This window comes from Mucilaginibacter sp. 5C4, assembly GCF_034345625.1.
Lineage (GTDB): Bacteria > Bacteroidota > Bacteroidia > Sphingobacteriales > Sphingobacteriaceae > Mucilaginibacter > Mucilaginibacter aurantiaciroseus.
In genome coordinates, this window is the sequence record NZ_CP133775.1 from 4113257 (window position 1) to 4136409 (window position 23153).

A 23153-nucleotide genomic window follows, 5' to 3' on the forward strand; every position below is an offset into this window, starting at 1 on the left:
TTTATATCTTCATCAAGTTGAGCCCCAAACGTAAAATATCATTATCCGAAGAGGAATTAGTCCTTGCATTGCGCAACCGTGAAAAGATTGCGGTTGAGGCATTGTACGATATGTATTCCGCATCATTATTCGGTGTTATCTCACGCATCATCACAGATGAGGCCATCGCCGAAGATGTTTTACAAGAAACTTTCGTAAAAATCTGGCACTCGTTTTCGGGCTATAGCGCCGAAAAAGGGCGCTTATTTACCTGGATGGTAAATATCGCACGCAATTTAGCTATAGATAAGGTTAGATCGAAGGATTTTAAAAACCAGAGCAAAAACCATGAGCTTGAAAATAACGTAACTTTTATTGACGAACAAAGAAATACAGTTTATAAGCCTGAGTTGTTGGGCATCAGGGAATTAGTATCTACCCTAAAACCCGAGCAAAAGTCTATCCTCGACCTTGTGTATTTTAAAGGTTACACCCACGTGGAAGCCGCCGAAGAACTTGGCGTACCGCTGGGCACCATTAAAACAAGATTAAGGATGGGCATACTCCAACTCAGAAAACATTTTAATGAATAGTGGAAAACGTTAAGGAATATATCGAATCAGGCACCTTAGAACTTTATGTTTTGGGTGACATCAGCGCTACTGAAAAAGCGCAGGTGGAGGAGATGGCTACGAAATATCCGGAGATAAGGGCTGAGATCATAGAAATAGAAAGATCAATGGAGTTTTATGCCGAAGAGCATGCCGTTGAGCCATCAGAAAACTTACGCGCCAAAGTATTGAACAGCTTGCTGGTTAACCTGGGCGATGACAATACCTTCTCAAAAGCAAGAACACACCAGGACGATGACAACGTACGTAGCTTACCTGCCGCACGTGTAACCAGTTTTTATAAATACGCCTTTGCTGCCTGCCTTACCTTATTTTTAATAAGTGTTTATGGCCTGGTGAACTTGTACAGCAAATTGCAGGAATCAAATACCCAGCTTAGCGCGTTACAAACAGATAAGATTCGTATAGCCAACCAGGTTAGCCTGCGCGACAACGAATTACAGGTTTACCGTGATACCGCTTTTAAAGTTTTAAAACTTAAAGGCACTGCCAAAGCCCCTACAGCCGCAATGGTTTTAGCATGGAACTCGGTTAGTAAAAAGGTTATGGTAGCTGTAGCAAGCGTGAAGCTGCCACAGCACGATGAGAAACACCAGTACCAACTATGGGCGCTTGTAAATGGCAAACCTGTAGATATGGGCGTGTTCGACCAGCCAAAGGCAGATACCGTAGGTGTAAAGGAAATGAAAGCCATTGCATCAGCACAGGGCTTTGCTGTAACGCTTGAACCAAACGGTGGTAGCATTAACCCAAGCATGGATCAAATGGTGGTTATCGGCACATTTTAACGAGATTTTAAGATATTTTAAAAGCCGCTTTGCAATGTGCAGAGCGGCTTTTTTGTTAAAGTTTTGTTAAAAAGCAGGCTTTTTATATAACAATTGAATATTTAGCGTTGTTAATGTAACTAATGTATGGCTTGCACGTCATATGTACAGTTAGTTAGAAGTATATAGTTCTTTATAAGATCAGTTAATAGTTTAAAAAGCGAGTGTTTGATACTGACACTCGCTTTTTTTATGCCTTTAATTTTGCCATTGTAACCGGCAAATGGGTAATAATTTTGGTAGGTAATACCACATTTAACCTGTTGGGCAAAGCTAACTCATCGCCCGCCTTACCATGAATATACACGCCTAATGTACACGCATCCTTTGGCGAATATTTTTGCGCTAACAGTGATGTGATGATTCCTGTAAGCACATCTCCCATCCCACCCGTAGCCATAGCCGCGTTCCCTGTCGAATTAAAATATAGTTTGTCATCCGGCGTAGCCGTAATGGTATAATCGTTTTTAAGGATGATGTAAATGCCTAACTCTTTTGCTTTAGCTTTAGCCGTTTGCAGGCGTTGCCACCAGTTGGTATGTTTCCCAAACAGGCGGTCAAACTCTTTCATGTGCGGGGTAATGATACTCCCGGCAGGGATCTTTTTTAACAAGCTCTGATTTTCTGACAGCACGTTCAGCGCATCCGCATCGATCACAACGGGTTTATTGTAATTTTTAAATATAGCTTTCAGCAGTTTTAAAGTACTAGGTTCCTGGCCCAAACCCGGGCCAATACCAATGGTACTAAATTTATCCCATTCGATTTCCGGTAGCTTAATTTCAGAACGCACCAAAGCCATCACTTCGGGCATAGAACTATTCAAGGCAACCAATCCGCTTTGCGGGATGCACGCTGTAGTTAGCCCCGCCCCCGCATGCGCACAGGCAGATGCTGAGAGCAATGCCGCACCCATGGTTTCATACTTACCGGCTATGATCAGCGCATGTCCATATGTGCCTTTATTACTAAAGCGATGGCGTGGTTTGATGAGTTGCTTTGCATCCTTTTCTTCTACGAGAAAGTAAGGCGTATCAACCGAGTTGATAAAATCCTCATCTAAACCGATCTTCACTACTTCGCAGCAATTGATATACGGGCCGCTCTCGGGCAGCAGGAAATTAAGTTTTGGTTGCTGAAAGGTGATCACCAGGTCGGCCTTTAAAACGGTGGCATCTTTGGGGATCTCGCCATCGGCGTAAAAACCGGTGGGCACATCAACGGCTACCATGGTTTTGCCACGGCTGTTAAGGTAGTCGGTCAAAGTTTTGTAATCGCCGGCGAGGGGTTTATTAAGCCCACTCCCCAGCATGGCGTCAATAATTATCTCGGCTTGTTCTAAGGGCGTTTTAGAGCCGTTTTTAAGCTCTTTTATGGTGATTTTTGTCGCTTTTAAACGCTTAAAATTTACGTTAAAATCGTCGCTGGCCTTATCGCTAAACCGGCAAATTTTCACATCAATATTGCAGTAACCATGGTCGCACAAAATGCGGGCAATGGCTAAACCGTCACCGCCATTATTGCCCGTGCCACAGTAAACCGCAATGGTTTGTTTTTTATCCTGGAAATGATTGATGAACCAACCCACAAAGGCTTTACCGGCCCGCTCCATCAGATCGACAGAGCTAATAGGCTCATTAGCTATAGTATAAGCGTCAGCTTCGCGAATTTGCTTGGATACGAGTAATGGCAGCATATATCCTAAAGATAGGATTTATGGTTTTGTTTTGGGGGAAGAAAATAATGATATCTGCATTGCAATATCACGACCGTTGCCTACGGTAAAAAGCTCTTCACTATGTTTATTTAGCCGTCACTCCGACAATCACTCCGAAGTTTCCATCCAATTGCACCCAACCATTCTCGGGCAGATAAGCCCGGGAAATAAACCCATCCAGGTACAGCGCATTTTTGCAACCCTGCTTTTTAAAGTAGTTGGCAAAATCATAAAAGTTGATGGCTTGTTTGGATAGCACAAATAGTATGCTGCCATCAGGTAAAATACCTACACCGTTGCGGACATTCTTGTTACTTGAGCCTTCTTTAAAAGAGGGGTGAATTTGTCCATCAATAAGTAACATTGGGCCAGATTGGGTAGCATATTTTATTTTACCGTTGTCCTTGAAATTTGGTGTAGTACGGATGGCTGCTGTGTTGTCCGTAGTTAGGTAAAACACGCCATTGGGCTTGAGGTAAAAATTCCCGTTAGCCGTTGCAGTATCTAACGGCGACAGGGTTATTTTATTTTGAATGTATAAACCCTGAGGTGGACCACCTGGCTTATACATTCCTCCGTTCATGGCAAAGAGAAGTTGCTTTTTATTTTTTGCGAGAGCTTGTTTTAAGTTCTGAATGCTGCCGAAGTTTTGATTGTGCTCGTCCTGCCAGTACAGTTTTACATCCAGTTCTTTCGGGTTGACCCGATAGGCAAGGAAAATAGCATCATCCTGTATAAAAGCAAAAGCAACTACCCCTACTAACAAGAGCGCAATTGCGGACAGGAAAATTTTGGTTTGCTTCATTCAATCCACAATATACCGCTATTTTTACTTCACTCCCATTTCCTTTTTCAAGAACTGACCGGTAAAGCTATCCTTCACTTTGCACAAGCCCTCCGGTGTGCCGCTGAACAGGATCTTACCACCGCCCGAGCCTCCTTCGGGGCCAAGGTCAATAACGTGGTCTACCACCTTAATCACGTCCAGGTTATGCTCGATAACCAATACCGAGTTGCCCTTATCTACCAGTTGGTTAATTACCCCAAGCAATACGTTAATATCCTCGAAATGCAGGCCTGTGGTTGGTTCATCTAATATATAGAAAGTGTTACCGGTATCTTTTTTACTTAGTTCTGTTGCCAGTTTTACACGTTGTGCCTCACCGCCGGATAGGGTTGTTGATGACTGCCCTAAGGTGATATAACCCAAACCAACATCAAACAAGGTTTTAACCTTACGGTAAATAGACGGGATGTGCTCAAAGAACGGCGTTGCATCCTCAATACTCATATCCAGCACATCGCTAATGGATTTACCTCGGTAGCGTACTTCCAGTGTTTCGCGGTTGTAGCGGCGGCCGCCACATTCTTCGCAGGGCACCTGTACATCCGGCAGGAAATTCATTTCTATCACCTTTTGGCCTGCACCCTGGCAGGTTTCGCAACGGCCACCCTTTACATTGAACGAGAAACGGCCCGGTTTGTACCCGCGAATCCTCGACTCGGGCAGCGCCACAAACAGGTTACGGATGTCCGAGAACACCCCAGTATAAGTAGCCGGGTTTGAACGCGGCGTACGGCCAATTGGCGTTTGGTCTATCTCTATTACTTTATCAATATGTTCAAGTCCCTCTATCTTATCGTAAGGCAAAGGCACCTTTTTAGCACGGAAGAAGTGATGGTTTAATATCGGGTACAAGGTTTCGGTGATCAGGCTTGATTTACCACTACCTGACACACCCGTTACCCCAATCAGTTTACCCAATGGAAAATCGACAGAAACTTTTTTAAGGTTATGTCCTGTAGCCTTTTTAAGCGACAAGGTTTTACCATTTCCCTCGCGGCGTTTTTCGGGGATGGCAATTTCACGCTCGCCGTTGATGTATGATGTGGTAAGCGTATGGTGTGCCATTAGCTCAGCAGGGGTTCCCTGTGCTACGATTGTACCACCGTGTACACCGGCAGCCGGGCCCATGTCAATCACGTGGTCGGCTTCCAGTATCATATCCTTATCGTGCTCCACAACTAAAACGGTATTACCCAGATCGCGCAGGTTTTTAAGGGCATTAATCAGTCGTTCGTTATCACGTTGGTGCAGGCCGATGCTTGGCTCATCCAGAATGTACATTACATTCATCAACTGCGAACCTATTTGTGTAGCCAGCCTAATGCGCTGCGCCTCGCCACCCGAAAGGGTTTTGGCGGTACGGTCTAAAGTCAAATAACTTAAACCCACATCCAGCAAAAAGCCAATACGTGCGCGAATCTCTTTCAAGATTTCTTTGGCAATTACATTCTGGCGTTCGTTCAGCCTGTCTTCCAGGCCGGTGTACCACTTATTAAGTGTGGTGATATCCATACAGGCCAGTTCGAAGATGTTCTTCCCGTCGACCTTAAAGTGCAGCGATTCTTTCTTTAAACGTGCGCCATCACAAACCGGGCAGGTACGCAATACACGATAGTTTTCCATATCGTCCATACCTTCGTCGTTGCGGCGTTCCTGCTGCTCTTCCAGCATCCTTATGATACCATCAAACGTAACCTGGTAGTTTTGCACGTTCCATTTATTGTATTCCACGGCAACGGTTATCATATCCGGCGTGCCGTTCAATATCATATCCAGCTGTTCGCGGGTAAGTTTATCTATTGGGGTAGATAGCGAGAACTCATACTTTTTAGCCAGTGCCTTCAACACCTGGAAGATCCAGGTTTCGCGGTACTCACCAATAGGTGCAAGTCCGCCGTTTAGGATGCTCAGCTTAGGGTTTGGCACTACCGATGCTTCATCAACCTCGAAGATATACCCTAAACCATTACACTTTCCGCAAGCGCCATATGGCGAGTTAAACGAAAAAGTATTTGGCTGAGGCTCATCATACGAAATACCCGAAACCGGGTCCATCAGGTATTTACTAAAGTAGGCTACGTTATTGTCCTTATCGCCAATACGGATAATACCCTTGGCAATTTTTAATGCCGATTGTACCGAGGTATATAACCTTTTGCTATCGGCCTCGCTCACCACTAAACGGTCAACCACAATATCAATATCGTGGATCTTGTAACGGTCTACCTGCATTTTAGCTTCCACATCGGCAATGGCGCCATCAATGTAAACCTTTAGGTAGCCCTGCTTGCGGATCTGCTCAAAAAGTTCGCGGTAATGGCCTTTGCGGGCCTTTACCACGGGTGCCAAAATATTAATCGGCTGCCCGTCAAACTTATCAAAAATGGTTTTCAGGATCTGCTCCTCGCTCATGCGTTCCATCTTTTCGCCGGTAGTGTAGCTGTAGGCATCCCCTGCGCGGGCAAAAAGCAAACGCATAAAATCGTAGATCTCGGTAATAGTACCAACGGTACTGCGTGGGTTTTTACTGGTAGTTTTTTGCTCGATTGCAATTACCGGGCTCAGGCCCGATACTTTGTCAACATCAGGCCGTTCCATCCCACCCATAAACTGGCGCGAGTAGGCCGAAAATGTTTCCATATATCGGCGCTGCCCCTCGGCATAAATGGTATCGAAAGCTAATGATGACTTGCCGCTGCCACTCAATCCGGTTATAACAACCAGCTTGTTGCGCGGGAAAGAAACATCTATATTTTTTAAATTATGTACCCGGGCACCATAAACTTCAACTTCACTTTGCTCGCCCAGGTCTAATGTTTTTTCGCTCATATATTCTTCCAGAAAACAAGACAGATACGGCTTGGTTTTAATTGGCCGCGTTATTACTAAAAAAGTTCGCAAATATACGCAAAACCGACGTCGGTTTATAGGCCTCACCCAGATATGAAGTACTTACTAATGTAAAATTTTAGCCTCACCATCAAGCCGTTGCCACCTCCGCCAAACATGCAATCGCCAATGTACAACCCTACAAAGGCCGCTGTAGCCAACTCGGTAGTGTTACGTATATTAACTTATGAAATTGCTACCGGCAAAACCAAGCAATATGCATACACTATGAAAAACACCACGCTTACCGGTTGCAGCGAGATCATGGCGGTTAACGCCACTACTTTCTTAACCATAGAGCGAGATGGCCTTTATGGCGGCAACCCAACTAACCCGGCTACTTTTAAAAAGATCTTTAAAATAGATGTAAGCAACGCTACCGATATTTCTGACGCCACAAACAGCGCGACAGGTAAGCTTTACAACGGCAAAACGATAGAGGAATTAAATGACGCGGCAGGCTTACAGGCAGCCGGCATTACCCCGGTGACCAAAACCCTGCAGCTGGATCTGTTAAAAGACCTGCCAACCATTTACCCGCATGATAAAGCCGAAGGTATCACCCTGTTAAAAGGTAACATCCTGGTTATATCAAACGATGATGATTTTGGTGTGGTAGATAACGGCGCAAGCGGTTTCGCTCAAAAAATACTGCCATCTACAAAAACCATAGACCATAACAGGTTATACTTTGTAAAACTGAAGTTGTAAAAATTTCTTTTACTTGAGATTACTTATACAGCCCCCTCTTTGCACGGAGGGGGCTTTTGTTATTTTTAAGAAAAGGTACTGTAGTGGCTTTTTCGTTAATATAGCCCCGCTTTCTGTACGAGCTTTGCCCCTAATCGTCACCCTAACGCTGCAAAGCTTTTCCGCCATTCGAGTTTATGTGAAAAGAGGCATATTAATAGTTTGATTTCACATTAGAATTCATTAATAGATATCCATGATTAACATCAAAATAGATATTGATTTATAATCCCTGAAACCAAATTTAAAAACTCACACAAATTTCCCTTCCGTAATTTTTAAAAAGTTTAAAAATCTAATCTCTTGATTGTAGATAAAAAACAGTAATTTTCGGTAACCAAATCACAAACTGTGGCAAAATACTCTTCAAAACCCCAAACCATTCAATCGAATTCATTTGATGCTTATAAAGCCCTTGATCTTATCGATTTCGGAGACATTGATGGCTTGTACGATCCCAATATTTCAGAGTACTTTATTGATGATAATTACTGGGAACAATTGGTGGAAGGAAGGAAATTCTTTGTCATTGGTCGTAAAGGTACTGGCAAATCAGCGATTTATAATTGGATTCATGCACAACAGGGAGATAAAGGAACTTTAGTTTCAAATTTATCATTCAAGACTTTTCCTTTTGAAAAATTTTTACAACTAACGGATGACGATTTTTCGAGGCCTAATCAATATCAAAGTATTTGGCGAAATATTATTTTATCTGAAATTGCAAAACACATTATTATAGATGAAAAGTCTTCTATAAATGACGACTATATACAAATTAGAAGTTATGTTGGATATAAATTTGGAACTGATTTAAATGACTTGCATAAAAAAGTCACTAAACAAACAACTAAAACCACATCTGGATTATTTTTACAAGGGTCGGGTATAGGATATACATCTGAAACGGCAAAGGATTTGGGAGATGAGTTAACAAATATCACACTAATTAATGCCCAACTTGAGCAGTTAATCAAAGGATATTTGAAAACCAGTTCAACATCATCATATATAATTCAATTTGATCAATTAGATGACAACTATACAACCTATATTAAAAATGACCATTACTTTCAATCTATCATTAGTCTTTTTAAAGTGGTGTATGATTTAAATCAGACATTTCATCAAATTAGTGTACCAGTTAAAATAATATGCTATCTAAGATCTGACATATTTTATGAAATAAATAATTATGACGCAGAAAGCGCAAGATGGGATCAGTTTAAACTACAATTAAATTGGGCAATTATTAACAGATCAGACTGGGATAATCCAGCTTTATTAAAACTTCTAAATAGTCGTATTAAACGAAGTTTGGTTGACATCAAAGATCAGAACCCATTTTTTAAAATCTTTAATCCGACAAATATTTCTTTGCTAAATAATAATAGCTCTAAACAAAGTGTATTTGCTTACATGGTCAAAAAATCTTTACATAGACCAAGAGACATAGTTCAGTTTTGCATAAAAATTCAAGAAGACGCAAGAAAATGGAAAAAATTAAATGTGAAAAATATATTAGATGCGGAGAAAGAATATTCGTCTTGGTTATTAGGTGAATTAGCGAATGAATTTGGGCCTCTTGTACTTGATAAATCAAAGCTTTATGAATTTCTTAGAAACCTTGGAGAAAGTCATATTTCATTCAATGTTTTCCGATCAAAGTATGCTCCTTACGAAAATAAAATTGGACTTGATGCTGAACAACTTTTAAAACTATTATATAGATTGGGAATTATATTTAATGTAAACAAGACCCTAAAACATACTGAATATTTCTCTGTTATACGCAATGAAAAATCTTCATATAATAGTAGTTTAAATATATTATTACACCCTGGCTTTAATAAGGGACTTCATACCTTCAGGGAATGATAATTAAGGTAACTACCAAATGTTAATATTTATCCGAAGTTTTCCCTATATCCAAAATACAGCCGTTATATCATCCTGAATGGATGGCGGCAAGGCGGTGTCTATAACTTCTACTTGCACATCATCGCCGGTGCCGGTGATGGCTACACAGTCGGTGATCTTTAGGCGATTTCCGGTAAAATAATCTTTGTTTTTTTTCTCGACGGCATACAAATACCTTAAAGCGTGCTCCCTGTTACTCATAGCATCTCAATTTAATTTTTTAGAAATGTTTATACAGCCGACAAGGCCTCAAGTTAATCAGGGGGAAAATAGAGGATCGGTTCGGTCTACTCTATTTACGGATATTACCGTGGGGTTGGATTTCGGGACGATCAAGTTTTTTTTATTGTTCGTCAAATCCAAAACATAGCATCGATATCATCTTTAATATGTTGTGGCAATGTGGCGTTAGTAACACTCACACCCATAGCGTTACCGACGCCTGTTATAGCTACGCAGTCGGCTATTTTTAGGCGATGTTCGGTAAAGTAACCCTTGTTTTTTTTCTGAACGGCAAGTAAATACCGTATTGCATGCTCCATGTTTCTCATAGCAAATATAAATTAGCATCGATAAAAATTTGGAGTCTCCGGAGCAGTAGGTCAACTGCTGCTTAAGGGCGGGGCATTGTAGTACGGGTTACACTCAGTTTTAGTATTACTACATAAATATAACGTATTTTTTTCTATAAAAATGTATTTATACTTTATTTTAAGGTATTTATAACAAAAAAAGCCACCCCAACAGGGATGGCTTTTTGAATGTGCTCCGTAATATTAAATTACTTTAATTGTTGTGTGCCACTAAAAACGGCATTGGCTTTTGCATATAGCTATAAAAGTTTTTATAACCATATTTCGCAGGCTTATTGATGATCTCTTTCATTGCAACAAGCTTGTAAACGTACGAACCGGTTTCGCGGTTAAGCGTCATGCGGAAATAGTTATCCTCATTTTGCTTGTTCATGGCGCGTTCCAGTTTAATAGAACCGTTATTGTAAGCAGCAGCGGCCAATGTCCAGCTGTTAAACTCACCGTACAGCTCCTTAATGTACTTGCAGGCTGCTATGGTAGATTTACGCAGGTTTAAGCGGTCATCTTTACCCTTGCCAACCTTTAAACCATAGGTGCGTGCGGTGCCAGGCATAAACTGCCATACGCCACGTGCGCCTTTAGGTGATGTACCTTCGCATAAGCCCGATTCCACTAACGGTACGTACTTAAAATCTTCGGGGATCCCGTAGGCTTTTAAGATAGGTTCTATGATAGGGAACATCTTGTCGGCTTTTGCATGTAAAACGTTCGATTGAACTGTTTTATACCCGTGCTTTGCTATTGATTTTTTTAATTTAAAATCTACTCTTTTGTCGTTTACAGGCAGTGCTTCGTTTGCAAAATTATACGCCACTTCGGCATCATTAACAGCGTGGTTAAAAATGTAATTTGAATGTGTATTAACGATGATTTTCGGGGTAAAAACGGGTTCTGTACTGTAAATGTTAAGTCTGGAAATGATAACCAGCACCAGGATTACGGAGCACGTAATTAAGTGTTTTTTAGTCATTTCAATTTTACTCATTAATTATACTTTTTGGTATGATATAGTGCAAAGGTATGTTATATTAATCAGATTGTCAAACACTTACTAATTACTTAGTGTTTCGAGAATTTTAAAACAGTGCCAAAATCGTGGTTTAAAACGGTTTAAACGTACTTTTTGAGCCCGATTAAAAAGTTGCTTTTTTGGTTAAAAAGTTGTACTTTTGACCCTCACGCTGCGAAAGCGCAAAACAAAAAATTATGGTATTTAAACGACCAGCAGGTAGTCGCGACGACAGGCCGAACAACTCTCAAAACCGCTCGAAAAGTGGTGGCGAAAACGGCAAAAGGCCATCATCATCCTCTACAGGAAAATCATTTGGCGCAGGCCGCACAGATGGCAAAAAAAACTTCTCGGTAGATAAACGCGAATCTACCTACTCAAAACCCAAAACCGGTAAACCAGATGCTGAAGGCACCGACAGGCCTAAAAAAGCCTATGGCCAGTCCTCATCATTTAGCGGTGGCGATAAAAAAGCATTTGTACCAAAAGGCCGCCCATATACCGGCAGGCCCGCAGATAACGACCGCCCTAAACGCAGCTTCGGCGGCGATGCACCACAAGGCGACCGTAAAAGTTTTACCCCGCGCGATAAGCCTTATAGCGGCCGCACACCGGGTGGCGACAGCGAAGGTGGCAGCACTTTCCGCAAACCAGGCTTAGGCCCCGCATCGTACGGCCCACGCAAAAACCCTGTTGCCGGTGATAAACCATTTAACAGACGCCCCGCCGGTACCGATGGCTCAGGCGGACCAAAGAAAAGCTTTGGTGAGAAAAAATTTAACAATACCCGTGGTGGCGTAAAAGATTTTCCGAGTACTTCAACAGGTTTCCGCAAACGCGAAGGTGATGATGCCCCGGCAAAACCTACTATGCGTGGCCGTAAAAACCCGGTTGTTAAAACTAAAGACGACGGCCTGATACGCCTTAACCGTTATATTGCCAATGCAGGTATCTGTAGTCGCCGTAAGGCCGATGAACTGATCGCTGCAGGTGTGGTATCGGTAAACGGCGAGGTGATCTCGGAACTGGGCCACAAGGTTGACCCGCTTAAAGACCTGGTACGTTACAACGGCGAGGCTTTAAAACGCGAAAAAAACGTTTACGTACTGCTTAATAAACCAAAAGACTACATTACTACTACGGATGATCCTCAGGAGCGCCGTACCGTTATGCACCTGGTAGAAAAAGCCAGCCGCGAACGCATTTACCCTGTTGGCCGCCTTGACCGTAACACAACCGGTTTAATATTAATGACCAACGATGGCGACCTTGCCGATAAACTTTCTCACCCCCGTAACAGTGTTACTAAACTTTACCTGGTAGAGCTTAACAAAGCACTTAGCCAGGGCGATCTAAACAAGATTGAATTTGGTGTAGAGCTTGAAGATGGTGTGATTAAACCTGACAGCGTATCGTATGTAACGGGTGGTACAAAAAAAGAGATCGGCATCCAGATCCATAGCGGTAAAAACCGTGTTGTGCGCCGCATCTTCGAATCGCTTGGTTACGATGTTGTAAAACTCGACCGCTCGGTTTATGCCAACCTTACCAAAAAAGATCTTCCGCGTGGCCGCTGGAGATACCTTGATGAGAAGGAAGTGATACAATTGAAGCATTTGATAAAATAAGATCAGAATATACAGAATATTAAAAGGCGCCTTACGGCGCCTTTTTTGTTTAGCTTGGTTCCACGAATTTTATAATGTGGAGACGCGATACTTCCCGCCTCCCTGCTTACGGGCTCCCACACAAATATTATTAAATATTTTCCGCTCATTATTATTGGCTTAAGTGTTTATTATCCCCTTATTAAAACATCAAAGCGCGTTACGGGTTACTAATTTATATTTATTAGGTGTTGCAGATTAAACTTTCGGCACGTAATTAACTCTACATTATACAAATATTAGAAAGACACAAAACATGAAAAAATTATTCTTAATAGCCACTCTTGTTGCTACCACCTTTGGGGCATTCGCACAAAACGCAGACCTGCGCCGTAAAATTGAAGTTACCGGCATTGCCGAGCAGGAGGTTACGCCCGATATTATCAACGTATCTATCTCTTTAAAAGAGTACATGAACGGTAAAACCAAAGTGACCATTTCTACCCTGGAAAAACAATTAGAAAAAGCGGTTGCCGAAGCCGGTATTGCCAAAGAGGATTTTACCATCAACAGCCTATCATCATGGAATTACCAGACCGAGAAAAAGAAAAACCCGGACTTTTTAGCCAGCAAACAATACGGCATCAAATTCCGCGATCTGAATAAATTTGACCAGATCTTGAGCCAGGTTGATGCTAAAGGCATCCAGAGCACTAACATCGATAGCTACGATTACTCTAAGATCAACGATATTAAAAACGCCCTTAAACTGAAAGCTTTGATAGCTGCCCGCGATAAAGCAGCGTTTTTAGTGAACGGACTTGGCGATAAATTGGGCAGCGCGCTAAACATTACAGAAAGCGATAACAGCAGTTTCCCGCAGCCACGTAACGTAATGTTTATGTCAAAAGCCGCAAGCGCTGATGTAGCGCCGGTTTCTGACATCGATGTGCGTAAGATCAAACTGAGCTTCCAGATCAACGCCATTTTCGAGATAAAATAATTAACCCTGTATATTAAAGCGGCCCTGAGTAATCGGGGCCGCTTTTGTTTTGGGGCTACGGCAAACATTTATTTTACAGGCATGTTATTATAAAAAGTAAATTGACCCTTATGAAAACGTTAAAATATTTTGCCATCGTTATTTTATTATCAGCATCGGTAACTGCTTGTAAAGATAGCGGCAGCAAGGCTGTAGGCGGCTCGGCAGATACCGTAGCCAAGGTGGGAACCGGCGATCCAAACGATACCCGGGCGGCCGATTCAACAAAAGCGGACAGCCTTAACAAAGGCAATGCCGACCCAAGCGGCCGCGGCGCAAGCGATACCCTAAACGCGCGACCAATTCATTAACAGTTGCTTATAACTAAAATATTGCTTGTAGTTTGTTAATATAGAATATACATTTTATATTCGTGTCCCCTAACTGTTTGAGCATGATACGTACACGTTCTAAAAGAGTACTTTTGGTTGCCCCGCAAGCTTTCCCCGACCAGCTACTGGCCGAGTACGATAACGTGAAACATATTTTTGCCATTACCGCGATATTCCCGGAGATACACGAAACAAAGCCCGATGTGATCCTGTTTGACCATGCGCACATGGCAGGCAACCTGGAACGCATATTACGCCGCCTGAAAACCAACCCTTTTTATAAGCACATTAAAATTTGCTGCTACAAGTGTAACGAAAGTATCACTGCCGATGCCACGCTTAAAGTTTTGGGTGTAGATCATATGATCTATCATGCCGATCTGCAAAAAACTTCCAAAAGTAATGCCGCGCTAAACGCTATCAACAATCTGGTGAACGCTTCGTTATTGAAGCTGATGGCCGGGGTGGTGTAAGTGTTCATTAGTTCACTGGTTCATTAGTTGATTGGGGCATTGGCGTTGTACTCTGCAATTCTCAACCTTCCGTATTTTCAACCTTCTTGAATTTTGACTTGTGAATTTTTACTTACATCTCCCCTATCAATCATTTTACATACGGGTAACACTTTTACAACAAATTGCTGTTAAACTTGTATGCTCATTATCAGTGCAAAAAATATAACATTGGTGAGGGCTTAAAGCGTATCACACAAAATGAAAATAGGAATAGTTTGTTATCCCACCTTCGGCGGAAGCGGGGTTGTTGCTACAGAGTTAGGTAAAGCCCTTGCAGACCGCGGGCACCAAATTCACTTTGTTACCTACAACCAACCTGCGCGCCTCGATTTTTTCTCCGAAAACCTTTTTTACCACGAAGTATCGGTATCGCAATACCCATTGTTTGATTACCCACCGTATGAACTGGCCCTTGCCAGCCGCCTGGTAGATGTGGTAAGGTTTGAGAAACTGGACCTGCTGCACGTACACTACGCTATCCCCCATGCGTCTGCAGCATTTATGGCAAAGCAGATCCTGGCTACTTACGGCATTTCTATTCCGTTCATCACTACGCTGCACGGTACCGATATTACTTTAGTTGGGCAGGATAGCACCTATAAACCGGTGGTTACCTTCTCCATTAACCAAAGCGATGGCGTAACCGCGGTATCCGAGCATTTAAAGAACGACACCTACAAATATTTTAAGATAGAGAAGGACATTAAGGTGATCCCCAATTTTATCGACCTTACCCGTTTTAGCCTTAAACCGAAGGATCACTTTAAAAAAGCCATCGCCCCTAATGGCGAAAAGGTTTTGGTGCATACTTCTAACTTCCGTAAGGTAAAACGTACCGAAGATGTGGTGAAGATGTTTGCCAAAGTGATAGAGAAGATCCCGGCTAAATTATTAATGGTTGGCGATGGCGGCGAACGCTCTTTATGTGAACGCCTGTGTCGCGACCTGGGCATTAGCGAGCATGTACGCTTTTTAGGCAAACAGGATGCTATTGAAGAGATTCTGTCGGTAGCCGACCTGTTCCTGATGCCGTCACAGTCCGAAAGTTTTGGTTTGGCAGCATTAGAAGCTATGGCCTGCAAAGTTCCTGTTATCAGCAGTAACGCGGGCGGGTTGCCCGAGCTAAACATAGAAGGTGTTACCGGCTTTTTACTGGATATTGGCGATGTTGACGGCATGGCCGAGAAAGCAATCTATATTTTAGAGGACGAGGACAGGCTTAACCAATTTAAAGAAAACGCCCTTAAACGAGCTAAAGAACTGGAGCTTGCCAACATTATGCCACTGTACGAAAACTTCTACAAAGAAGTGATAGAGAAGAACAAACTGGAAGTTGCTAAATGCAGCAATAAATAGTGTAACATAATTATAACCTTTTGGCCTGATTTGTGTTTATACACCAATCAACATATATTATAATAAGATATAACATGAAAAAGATATTCCAAACAACCATTGCCATTTTAGCCGTTGCGTTTATTTTCTCGGCCTGTTCAACACCGCAGCAAACAAACGCGGGTACTACAACATCTTCAAATGTGTCTCGCGGTAAATTTACCGGCACCTGGACGCTTACTAACGTAAGCTATGACGGCCTTGTACCAGGCGCTGTACAAAACGTATTTGACCAGGCATCGCCAAAGGATTTTGTAGGCAGCACCTGGAAATTTACTAATAGCGGTAACGGTATTTATACCTTACAAAACGGCGCGTCGCAACCCATATTCTGGTCGGTGTTTAACGGTGGCAGCACCGGTACGCAGTTCCAGTTCAAAAAACTTTACCAGGGCGATAAAGCTAAAAACGTAGCCGAAGGTTACCGTTTAGATATTGGCAATATAGACAATGCAAACATGACCTTACGCTCACCTGTACCAATTGGTAACAGCGGCAAAGGTTACATCGTTTACTCGTTTACCAAAGCCCAGTAGATAAAGTAAAAATTCAAAATCTTTACCTAATAAATACAAGGAGCCGAAAGTGTATGACACTTTCGGCTCCTCTATTTTTGAATTTTGAATTTTGAATTTCCTCCTACATCGCTGATGCAAACTTCACACAAACCGGGTTGCCAACTTCTACACGGCTAACGGCCTGCCCAATTTTGCCGGTATTCTCATCTATTTTGTACACAATGATGCTATCGCTGGTTTGATGCGCGATAACGATAAACCTACCCGATGGATCGATAGCAAAGTTACGCGGGCCTTTGCCACCTGTAGGCTTACGCTCGATAAAGGTAAGCTCGCCATTTTCCTGGTTGATTGAAAATACAGATATATCATTAGCATCGCCACGGTTAGTGGCGTACAGGAACTTTCCGTTTGGTGTGATGTGGATATCCGCAGCACCTGTAGCGCCTTTGAAACCATCAGCCAATAAAGTAATGTCTTGTTTCAATTTAGGTTTGCCGTTGTTATAGTCGTACACTAAAACCGCGCTTCCCATTTCCATAATGGCGTACAGGTATTTTTTATCGTTAGAGAAAGCCAAATGGCGTGGGCCGTAACCCGGGGTTACACTTACAAATGCCGGTTTAGCAGGCACTATCGGGTTCTCTTTACCGCCTTTGTATTTGGTGATGTTTATTTTATCGGTACCCAGGTCGGTGTACAGCACATATTTTTCATCGGGCGATAGAACTGCCGTGTGCACGTGTGCTTTCTCCTGGCGCTCTTTATTTACGCCATGGCCTTCATCCTTAATGGTTTGCACCGCAGCGCCAATAGACCCATCTACATTAATAGGTAACACCGCGATATTACCACCCGAGTAATTGGCTACAAACAGGTTCTTCTGTTCTTTATCAACCGATACATAACAAGGCGAACCACCCAATGTCGATACTTTATTGATGAAAGTTAAGGCGCCTGTTTTACCGTCAAATTTAAATGAGCTAACCTCGCCGTTATCATTCTCGTTTACCGCGTATACAAATTTATTATTGGCCGATACCGCCACATACGATGGGTTGCTTATATCATCGATACGGTTAAGATAAGCTATGCGGCCGCTTTCAGTATAAAAACGATAAACGGATAACCCGCTGCTTTTACCGCTTGTATAAGCGCCAACAACAATATCATAGCTTTTTGGGAAAAGGGACTTTTTGGGCTTTTGCTGCGCGGTGCCTAAAAATGGGGATAACATAGAGATCAATATCAGGAATTTTTTCATCAGGAATTTTTGGTTTATAAGTGCAAGTTAATAAAATATGTCTGAACCAGAATTTGCCGAATTTATGAATTGACAGAATTTTTAAAAGTAATTGCTTTATCAGACTTCTTTACGAACAATTGGTTTAGTTGTATCGTTAGGGCGTTCCCTGCGGGCGGGCTTTACGCTCATACGCCTACAGGCATTAGGCGCGAGGCCGGTATCCGCTACAATCCCTAACGCACCTTTTGAATGCAAAGAGACGCGAAGTATCGCGTCTCTACAGCCAAGTCGTCATTGCTGTAACGAAGTAATGAAGGTTTACTAATTGTCTTGAAGCGGGATTAAACGGATTTATACGATTCATTTGATTTTTTATCTGAACCGGGATTTTTCAAATTATTATATTTTGGGGCGTTCAAGAAAGCTTCGCCGTTTTCCGAATTAAGGAATTTTCAGAACGAGTTTGAAGAACCTAACAGCTACTCTCCTACTGCGGCCTTAGCGCGTTGCGGATAGCACAGGCATTGCCTTACCACCCTTTAACATCAAAGCGGTACAGCCGCGTGTTTTTTCTTTGGTTCGTTTCTTTTTTGCGACAAAAAAGAACGGCATAGCCCTCTTGAGCACCAAAACAAAAATAAACACACTACGAAAAAATGAACATCCACAGGCGAAAATACGCTTCACCCACTCCTAACTAAGAACTAATTGTAGATTTTTCTATCGAAGATTGCCACGCTATCGCTCGCAATGACGCGCAGAGATGGAACAGCGTCTACCTGTCTTATCTAACAAGATTTCTCCTCGTACCTTGTTCGAAATGAACTGTGCTTTTATAAATAAAAAGCCCTCTCAACTACCGTTGAGAGGGCTTTAAAATATTACGAATTTTGAGGCTTTACTCTTCTACCATTTCACTATTGGGGCTGCTTACCTCGGGCTCTTCCTGTTTAAAGTAGCGCTTTTGGTTTAATAGTATCATGATGACACCTACTGATATGGCAGCATCAGCCAGGTTAAATACCGGGCGGAAGAAGATATACTCCTCGCCTCCCCAGATGGGCACCCATGCCGGGAACACGCCCGTTAACAGCGGGAAATAAAACATATCTACTACACGGCCGTGGAAGATCCCGGCATAATTGTAGATGACCCCGTAAAAGGTAGAATCGATAATATTACCCAGCGCACCGGCTAATATTAAGGCTACCATCATCACAAGGCCGCGGTGGTATTTATGTTTTACCAGGAAAACCAAAGCGTAACCAATACCACAAACCGCGACGATGCGGAATAGCGTTAAAGCCAGTTTACCAAGCTCGCCGCCCAATTCCATGCCAAAGGCCATGCCGTTGTTTTCGGTATAGTGCAGCATCCCCCTGTTGCCCAGGAAATGAATTTCTTCGCCCAGGAACATGTGTTTTCTCACCCAGATCTTGATAATCTGATCGAGCAGGATAATTAAAGCAGCAGTAAAAAAAGGTTTTGTATAAGCAGCCTTCATTTATTGCTTCAGTTTAGCTTCCATAGTTAGCGTTGTGTGCGGTACCGCACGCAGGCGTTCTTTAGGAATAAGCTTACCGGTTTCGCGGCAAATACCGTAGGTTTTGTTTTCGATACGTATCAAAGCAGCCTCTAACTGCTCAATAAATTTCTTTTGGCGGGCAGCTAACTGGTTAATTTGTTCTTTTTCCAACGTTGCAGATCCATCCTCCAATGTTTTGTAAGTACCTGCAGTATCATCTGTACCATTCGCATTTGGCGAACTTAACGAAGTAGCTAATGCATTTAGCTCTTCTTTGGAGCTGCGCAATTTTTCTAATAGTAGGTCCTTAAATTCTACTAATTCCGAATCAGAGTACCTTGTTTTTTGGTTTTCCATTTAAGTTTTAATTATAGCAATCAAAATTTCATATTCGTCAATAACGGCCTTTTCGCCTTCAGTTAGCTGATTATCAAGCACAAGGCTATCAGCTAAAATTTCGGCGCAAATATAGGCTAAATTATTTTCCAATGCGTTCCAGATCTCGGGGCCACAATTCACGACAACATTTATCCTATCGGTAACTTCAAAATATTTGTTCTTACGTTCAGTTTGAACTCGGTTTACAAATTCGCGGGCATAACCCTCTTCTTTCAGCTCGTCGGTTATCGTAACATCTAAAGCCACGGTTAGTTTGCCTAAATTTGCAACCTGCCAGCCCGGAACATCTTCTGCGATAATTTCCACATCCGATAACAGGATATCGTATTTGCCATCAAGCACCGCAATTGTGCCTGTAGTTTCTAATTCCGAGATCTGTTCCTGGCCAAACGCATTGATAGCCGCGGCTACATCTTTCATATCTTTACCAACCTTAGCGCCCAGGGCCTTAAAATTTGGTTTTATCTTCTTTTTAATGAAACCGGCGGCATCGGTAATGTACTCAATATCCTTGATGTTCGTTTCAGAAAGGATCAGTTCTTTAACCTTCTCAATCTGCTCCTTAAAGGTCTTGTCCAATATCGGCAATAATATTTTGCTTAACGGGCGGCGAACCGGGATCTCTATTTTTTTACGAAGCGATAATACCAGCGATGAGATATCCTGCGCCATTTGCATCCGCTCTTCAAGGGCGGTATCTACCAGGTCGTTATGATATTCCGGGTAGTAAGCAAGGTGTACCGATTCAAACTCCTCTTTACCGGTAACGCTGTTCAGATCAGTATATAAACGCTCTGCAAAGAATGGCGCAATGGGCGACATCTGCTTGCTAATAGTTATTAAACAAGTATAAAGCGTTTGGTACGCCGATAGCTTATCTTCCGAATTATCCGACCTCCAGAAACGGCGGCGGCTTAAGCGGATGTACCAGTTGCTAAAGTGCGCGTCAACAAATTCCTGTATGGCGCGGGCAGCTTTGGTTGGTTCAAAATCGGCATAAAAACCATCAACCTCTCTGCTCAGGGTATTTAGTAATGATATGATCCAGCGGTCAAGTTCCGGGCGTTTATCTAAAGCTATCTCGGCCTCTTCATATTTAAACTTATCGATGTTGGCATACAGCACAAAAAACGAGTACGTGTTGTACAACGTACCGAAGAACTTACGGCGAACCTCATCAATACCATCGATATTGAATTTAAGGTTATCCCATGGCGACGCGTTGCTGATCATGTACCAGCGGGCGGCATCGGCACCAAATTGCTCGATAGTTTCAAACGGATCGATACCATTGCCTAAACGTTTAGACATTTTGTTACCGTTCTTATCCAGCACCAAACCGTTTGATACCACGTTTTTAAACGCTACACCTTTATTGCCAACTAATTCGTTTACGGCTTTTACCTCGTCGCTGGCTTCGCTCAGCATCACCGCAATGGCGTGCAGGGTAAAGAACCAGCCGCGGGTTTGGTCAACACCCTCAGCAATAAAATCGGCCGGGTAAGCAGCAGCAAACTCTTCTTTATTCTCAAAAGGGAAATGCCATTGCGCGTAAGGCATAGCGCCGCTATCAAACCAAACGTCAATCAGGTCTGCCTCGCGTAACATGCGGTTACCGGTTGATGAGGTCAGGATCACATCATCCACATAAGGGCGGTGCATATCCTCCAGTTTAAAGCCCACGGGCATTAAACCGGCCGCGATAGATTTTTCTATCTCGGCATTCAGCTCGGCAATCGAGCCGATACATTTTTCTTCCTTGCCATCTTCCTCGCGCCAGATAGGCAGCGGGGTACCCCAGTAGCGCGAACGCGACAGGTTCCAGTCTACCAGGTTCTCCAGCCAGTTGCCAAAACGGCCTGTGCCGGTACTTTCGGGTTTCCAGTTAATGGTTTTATTTAACGCAACCATTTTATCCTTCACCGCAGTAGTACGGATGAACCAGCTATCCAACGGATAGTATAGTATCGGCTCATCAGAACGCCACGAGTGCGGGTAGCTGTGCTCGTATTTTTTAACGTCGAACGCGCGGTTCTCGGTTTTTAATTTGATGGAGATCAATACATCAGTCGGTTTAAAACCTTCTGCGGCACGGTCTGCATCGGTGTAATATTCTTCTTTAACGTAACGGCCGGCAAAATCGGTAACCTCATCTACAAAGCGGCCCTGCTTATCAACCAAAGGCACATCTTTACCGTTCTCGTCTTTTATCAGTACCGATGGTACGTTGTTTTCCTTACATGCCCTAAAGTCATCCGCACCAAAAATAGACGCGGTGTGTACAATGCCGGTACCATCCTCGGTAGTCACAAAATCTGCCGGGATAACACGGAAGGCATTTTTCTCCAGGTCGGCATTGGTTACGTACGGCATTAACTGCTCGTAATGGATGCCCAACAGGTCGGTGCCTTTAAACTCGCGGGTTAAGGTCCAGGGGATAATTTTATCGCCGCCTTTGTAATCTTCAAAAGACGCGTTCTCGCCTTCAGCCTTGAAATATTTTTTCACCAGGTCCTTAGCCAATACAACGCTGATGGGGTCGTAGGTGTAAGGGTTAAAGGTATTTATTTGTACATAGTTGATGCCCTCGCCAACTGCCAAAGCACAGTTTGAAGGCAGTGTCCATGGGGTGGTCGTCCAGGCAAGAATGAATACATCGCTGTTTACTCCGTTAAATAAAAAGGCCGAATCTTTATCGTTCTTTACTTTAAACTGGGCGACAATGGTGGTATCCTTCACCATTTTGTAGGTGCCCGGCTGGTTCAGCTCGTGCGAGCTAAGGCCCGTTCCCGATTTTGGCGAATAAGGCTGTACGGTGTAACCTTTGTACAACATGTCCTTATCGTAAAGTTGTTTCAGGATCCACCAAAGGCTTTCGATATATTCGTTCTCGTAGGTAACGTACGGGTTGTCAAGATCTACCCAGTAGCCCATTTTTAGGGTAAGGTCGTTCCAAACATCGGTATAGCGCATTACCTCCTTGCGGCAGGCATCGTTGTATTCTTTAACGGTTATCTTTTTACCGATATCATCTTTAGTAATGCCTAACGATTTTTCGACAGCTAACTCGATAGGTAAACCATGGGTATCCCAGCCGCCTTTACGCTTTACCTGGTAACCTTTTAGGGTTTTATAACGGCAAAAAATATCCTTGATACTCCGCCCCATAACGTGGTGGATACCGGGCATACCATTAGCGCTGGGCGGGCCTTCATAAAAGGTGTACGGCTTGCTTGCCGGCCTGCTGCTGATACTTTTTTCGAATATGCCGTTCTGTTTCCAGAAATCCAGCACGTCTTTACCTGTTTGGGATAGATTTAACTGCTTATATTCCTTGTACATCAATGTGTTCGCGTCGAATTTTAAAGGTTGCAAAAATAGCGAATTTTATTATTAAATGATAGTTAAATA

General features: G+C 42.9%; 21 protein-coding genes. 11 read left to right on the plus strand and 10 right to left on the minus strand.

Going from position 1 to position 23153, the window contains the following annotated elements:
• Nucleotides 1–17: 17 nt before the first annotated feature.
• Together RHM67_RS19210 and RHM67_RS19215 are read left to right on the plus strand one after the other, a co-directional pair.
• The gene (locus RHM67_RS19210; protein WP_322228899.1) at nucleotides 18–572 is read left to right on the plus strand and encodes an RNA polymerase sigma factor; all 555 of its coding nucleotides are present in this window, start codon (nucleotides 18–20) and stop codon (nucleotides 570–572) included.
• Complete coding sequence (locus RHM67_RS19215; RefSeq protein WP_322228900.1) at nucleotides 572–1399, plus strand: anti-sigma factor; 828 nt, start codon at nucleotides 572–574, stop codon at nucleotides 1397–1399. The genes RHM67_RS19210 and RHM67_RS19215 overlap by 1 nt, the downstream gene beginning before the upstream one ends.
• Nucleotides 1400–1628: 229 nt before the next feature.
• Here the strand turns inward: RHM67_RS19215 and RHM67_RS19220 are convergent, their stop codons facing one another.
• From RHM67_RS19220 to uvrA, 3 genes are all read right to left on the minus strand, one after another.
• Nucleotides 1629–3134 carry an NAD(P)H-hydrate dehydratase gene (locus tag RHM67_RS19220; protein WP_322228901.1) on the minus strand — a complete coding sequence of 502 codons (1506 nt, stop codon included), beginning with the start codon at nucleotides 3132–3134 and terminating at the stop codon, nucleotides 1629–1631.
• Between the two features lie 106 nt (nucleotides 3135–3240).
• Nucleotides 3241–3960 carry a phosphodiester glycosidase family protein gene (locus tag RHM67_RS19225; protein WP_322228902.1) on the minus strand — a complete coding sequence of 240 codons (720 nt, stop codon included), beginning with the start codon at nucleotides 3958–3960 and terminating at the stop codon, nucleotides 3241–3243.
• Between the two features lie 24 nt (nucleotides 3961–3984).
• Nucleotides 3985–6831, minus strand: a complete 2847-nt coding sequence (uvrA, locus tag RHM67_RS19230) for an excinuclease ABC subunit UvrA (protein ID WP_322228903.1) — start codon at nucleotides 6829–6831, stop codon at nucleotides 3985–3987.
• Nucleotides 6832–6990: 159 nt separating this feature from the next.
• Here uvrA and RHM67_RS19235 point away from each other — a divergent pair, with 159 nt between their 5' ends.
• Together RHM67_RS19235 and RHM67_RS19240 are read left to right on the plus strand one after the other, a co-directional pair.
• Nucleotides 6991–7602: an esterase-like activity of phytase family protein gene (locus tag RHM67_RS19235; protein WP_322228904.1), complete on the plus strand. Its 612-nt coding sequence runs from the start codon at nucleotides 6991–6993 to the stop codon at nucleotides 7600–7602.
• A gap of 390 nt (nucleotides 7603–7992) precedes the next feature.
• Complete coding sequence (locus RHM67_RS19240; RefSeq protein WP_322228906.1) at nucleotides 7993–9519, plus strand: P-loop ATPase, Sll1717 family; 1527 nt, start codon at nucleotides 7993–7995, stop codon at nucleotides 9517–9519.
• Between the two features lie 45 nt (nucleotides 9520–9564).
• Here the strand turns inward: RHM67_RS19240 and RHM67_RS19245 are convergent, their stop codons facing one another.
• The 3 genes from RHM67_RS19245 to RHM67_RS19255 all read right to left on the minus strand — a co-directional run bounded on the left by RHM67_RS19245 (nucleotide 9565) and on the right by RHM67_RS19255 (nucleotide 11139).
• Complete coding sequence (locus tag RHM67_RS19245; RefSeq protein WP_322228907.1) at nucleotides 9565–9762, minus strand: hypothetical protein; 198 nt, start codon at nucleotides 9760–9762, stop codon at nucleotides 9565–9567.
• A 152-nt stretch (nucleotides 9763–9914) separates the two neighbouring features.
• Nucleotides 9915–10112: a hypothetical protein gene (locus tag RHM67_RS19250; RefSeq protein ID WP_322228909.1), complete on the minus strand. Its 198-nt coding sequence runs from the start codon at nucleotides 10110–10112 to the stop codon at nucleotides 9915–9917.
• A gap of 235 nt (nucleotides 10113–10347) precedes the next feature.
• Nucleotides 10348–11139 carry a lytic transglycosylase domain-containing protein gene (locus RHM67_RS19255; RefSeq protein WP_322228910.1) on the minus strand — a complete coding sequence of 264 codons (792 nt, stop codon included), beginning with the start codon at nucleotides 11137–11139 and terminating at the stop codon, nucleotides 10348–10350.
• 221 nt (nucleotides 11140–11360) lie between these two features.
• On the opposite strand from RHM67_RS19255, the gene RHM67_RS19260 reads away from it, so the two are divergent.
• From RHM67_RS19260 to RHM67_RS19285, 6 genes are all read left to right on the plus strand, one after another.
• On the plus strand, nucleotides 11361–12791 hold the full coding sequence (locus RHM67_RS19260) for a pseudouridine synthase (protein WP_322228912.1): 1431 nt from the start codon (nucleotides 11361–11363) through the stop codon (nucleotides 12789–12791).
• A gap of 295 nt (nucleotides 12792–13086) precedes the next feature.
• Nucleotides 13087–13773, plus strand: a complete 687-nt coding sequence (locus tag RHM67_RS19265) for an SIMPL domain-containing protein (RefSeq protein ID WP_322228913.1) — start codon at nucleotides 13087–13089, stop codon at nucleotides 13771–13773.
• Nucleotides 13774–13883: 110 nt separating this feature from the next.
• Nucleotides 13884–14123, plus strand: coding sequence for a hypothetical protein (locus tag RHM67_RS19270; protein ID WP_322228915.1), 240 nt, complete (start codon nucleotides 13884–13886; stop codon nucleotides 14121–14123).
• An 83-nt stretch (nucleotides 14124–14206) separates the two neighbouring features.
• Complete coding sequence (locus RHM67_RS19275) at nucleotides 14207–14617, plus strand: hypothetical protein (protein ID WP_322228916.1); 411 nt, start codon at nucleotides 14207–14209, stop codon at nucleotides 14615–14617.
• A 240-nt stretch (nucleotides 14618–14857) separates the two neighbouring features.
• The gene (gene bshA, locus RHM67_RS19280; RefSeq protein ID WP_322228917.1) at nucleotides 14858–16015 is read left to right on the plus strand and encodes an N-acetyl-alpha-D-glucosaminyl L-malate synthase BshA; all 1158 of its coding nucleotides are present in this window, start codon (nucleotides 14858–14860) and stop codon (nucleotides 16013–16015) included.
• A 74-nt stretch (nucleotides 16016–16089) separates the two neighbouring features.
• A complete protein-coding gene (locus RHM67_RS19285) occupies nucleotides 16090–16590 on the plus strand; it encodes a hypothetical protein (RefSeq protein ID WP_322228919.1) in 501 nt (166 codons plus the stop codon).
• Between the two features lie 103 nt (nucleotides 16591–16693).
• On the opposite strand, the gene RHM67_RS19290 is transcribed toward RHM67_RS19285, so the two are convergent.
• Nucleotides 16694–17836, minus strand: coding sequence for a lactonase family protein (locus RHM67_RS19290; RefSeq protein ID WP_322228920.1), 1143 nt, complete (start codon nucleotides 17834–17836; stop codon nucleotides 16694–16696).
• Between the two features lie 69 nt (nucleotides 17837–17905).
• Between RHM67_RS19290 and RHM67_RS19295 the strand changes: the two genes are divergently transcribed.
• Nucleotides 17906–18055 (plus strand): hypothetical protein, encoded by a 150-nt coding sequence (locus RHM67_RS19295; RefSeq protein WP_322228922.1) that lies wholly within the window; start codon nucleotides 17906–17908, stop codon nucleotides 18053–18055.
• 661 nt (nucleotides 18056–18716) lie between these two features.
• Here the strand turns inward: RHM67_RS19295 and RHM67_RS19300 are convergent.
• The 3 genes from RHM67_RS19300 to ileS are packed head-to-tail and all read right to left on the minus strand — an operon-like array spanning nucleotide 18717 to nucleotide 23084.
• Nucleotides 18717–19322 carry a lipoprotein signal peptidase gene (locus tag RHM67_RS19300; protein ID WP_322228923.1) on the minus strand — a complete coding sequence of 202 codons (606 nt, stop codon included), beginning with the start codon at nucleotides 19320–19322 and terminating at the stop codon, nucleotides 18717–18719.
• Entirely contained in the window at nucleotides 19323–19700 is a 378-nt protein-coding gene (locus RHM67_RS19305) for a TraR/DksA family transcriptional regulator (RefSeq protein ID WP_322228925.1), read from the minus strand.
• A complete protein-coding gene (gene ileS, locus RHM67_RS19310) occupies nucleotides 19701–23084 on the minus strand; it encodes an isoleucine--tRNA ligase (protein ID WP_322232209.1) in 3384 nt (1127 codons plus the stop codon). It abuts the gene before it with no gap.
• Nucleotides 23085–23153: the final 69 nt, after the last annotated feature.

Coding starts and splice junctions, on each gene's coding strand:
- RHM67_RS19220 (WP_322228901.1), bottom strand. CDS start 3,134: ATGCTGCCATTACTCGTATCCAAGCAAATTCGCGAAGCTGACGCTTAT.
- RHM67_RS19225 (WP_322228902.1), bottom strand. CDS start 3,960: ATGAAGCAAACCAAAATTTTCCTGTCCGCAATTGCGCTCTTGTTAGTA.
- uvrA (WP_322228903.1), bottom strand. CDS start 6,831: ATGAGCGAAAAAACATTAGACCTGGGCGAGCAAAGTGAAGTTGAAGTT.
- RHM67_RS19245 (WP_322228907.1), bottom strand. CDS start 9,762: ATGAGTAACAGGGAGCACGCTTTAAGGTATTTGTATGCCGTCGAGAAA.
- RHM67_RS19250 (WP_322228909.1), bottom strand. CDS start 10,112: ATGAGAAACATGGAGCATGCAATACGGTATTTACTTGCCGTTCAGAAA.
- RHM67_RS19255 (WP_322228910.1), bottom strand. CDS start 11,139: ATGAGTAAAATTGAAATGACTAAAAAACACTTAATTACGTGCTCCGTA.
- RHM67_RS19260 (WP_322228912.1), top strand. CDS start 11,361: ATGGTATTTAAACGACCAGCAGGTAGTCGCGACGACAGGCCGAACAAC.
- RHM67_RS19265 (WP_322228913.1), top strand. CDS start 13,087: ATGAAAAAATTATTCTTAATAGCCACTCTTGTTGCTACCACCTTTGGG.
- RHM67_RS19270 (WP_322228915.1), top strand. CDS start 13,884: ATGAAAACGTTAAAATATTTTGCCATCGTTATTTTATTATCAGCATCG.
- RHM67_RS19275 (WP_322228916.1), top strand. CDS start 14,207: ATGATACGTACACGTTCTAAAAGAGTACTTTTGGTTGCCCCGCAAGCT.
- bshA (WP_322228917.1), top strand. CDS start 14,858: ATGAAAATAGGAATAGTTTGTTATCCCACCTTCGGCGGAAGCGGGGTT.
- RHM67_RS19285 (WP_322228919.1), top strand. CDS start 16,090: ATGAAAAAGATATTCCAAACAACCATTGCCATTTTAGCCGTTGCGTTT.
- RHM67_RS19290 (WP_322228920.1), bottom strand. CDS start 17,836: ATGAAAAAATTCCTGATATTGATCTCTATGTTATCCCCATTTTTAGGC.
- RHM67_RS19300 (WP_322228923.1), bottom strand. CDS start 19,322: ATGAAGGCTGCTTATACAAAACCTTTTTTTACTGCTGCTTTAATTATC.
- RHM67_RS19305 (WP_322228925.1), bottom strand. CDS start 19,700: ATGGAAAACCAAAAAACAAGGTACTCTGATTCGGAATTAGTAGAATTT.
- ileS (WP_322232209.1), bottom strand. CDS start 23,084: ATGTACAAGGAATATAAGCAGTTAAATCTATCCCAAACAGGTAAAGAC.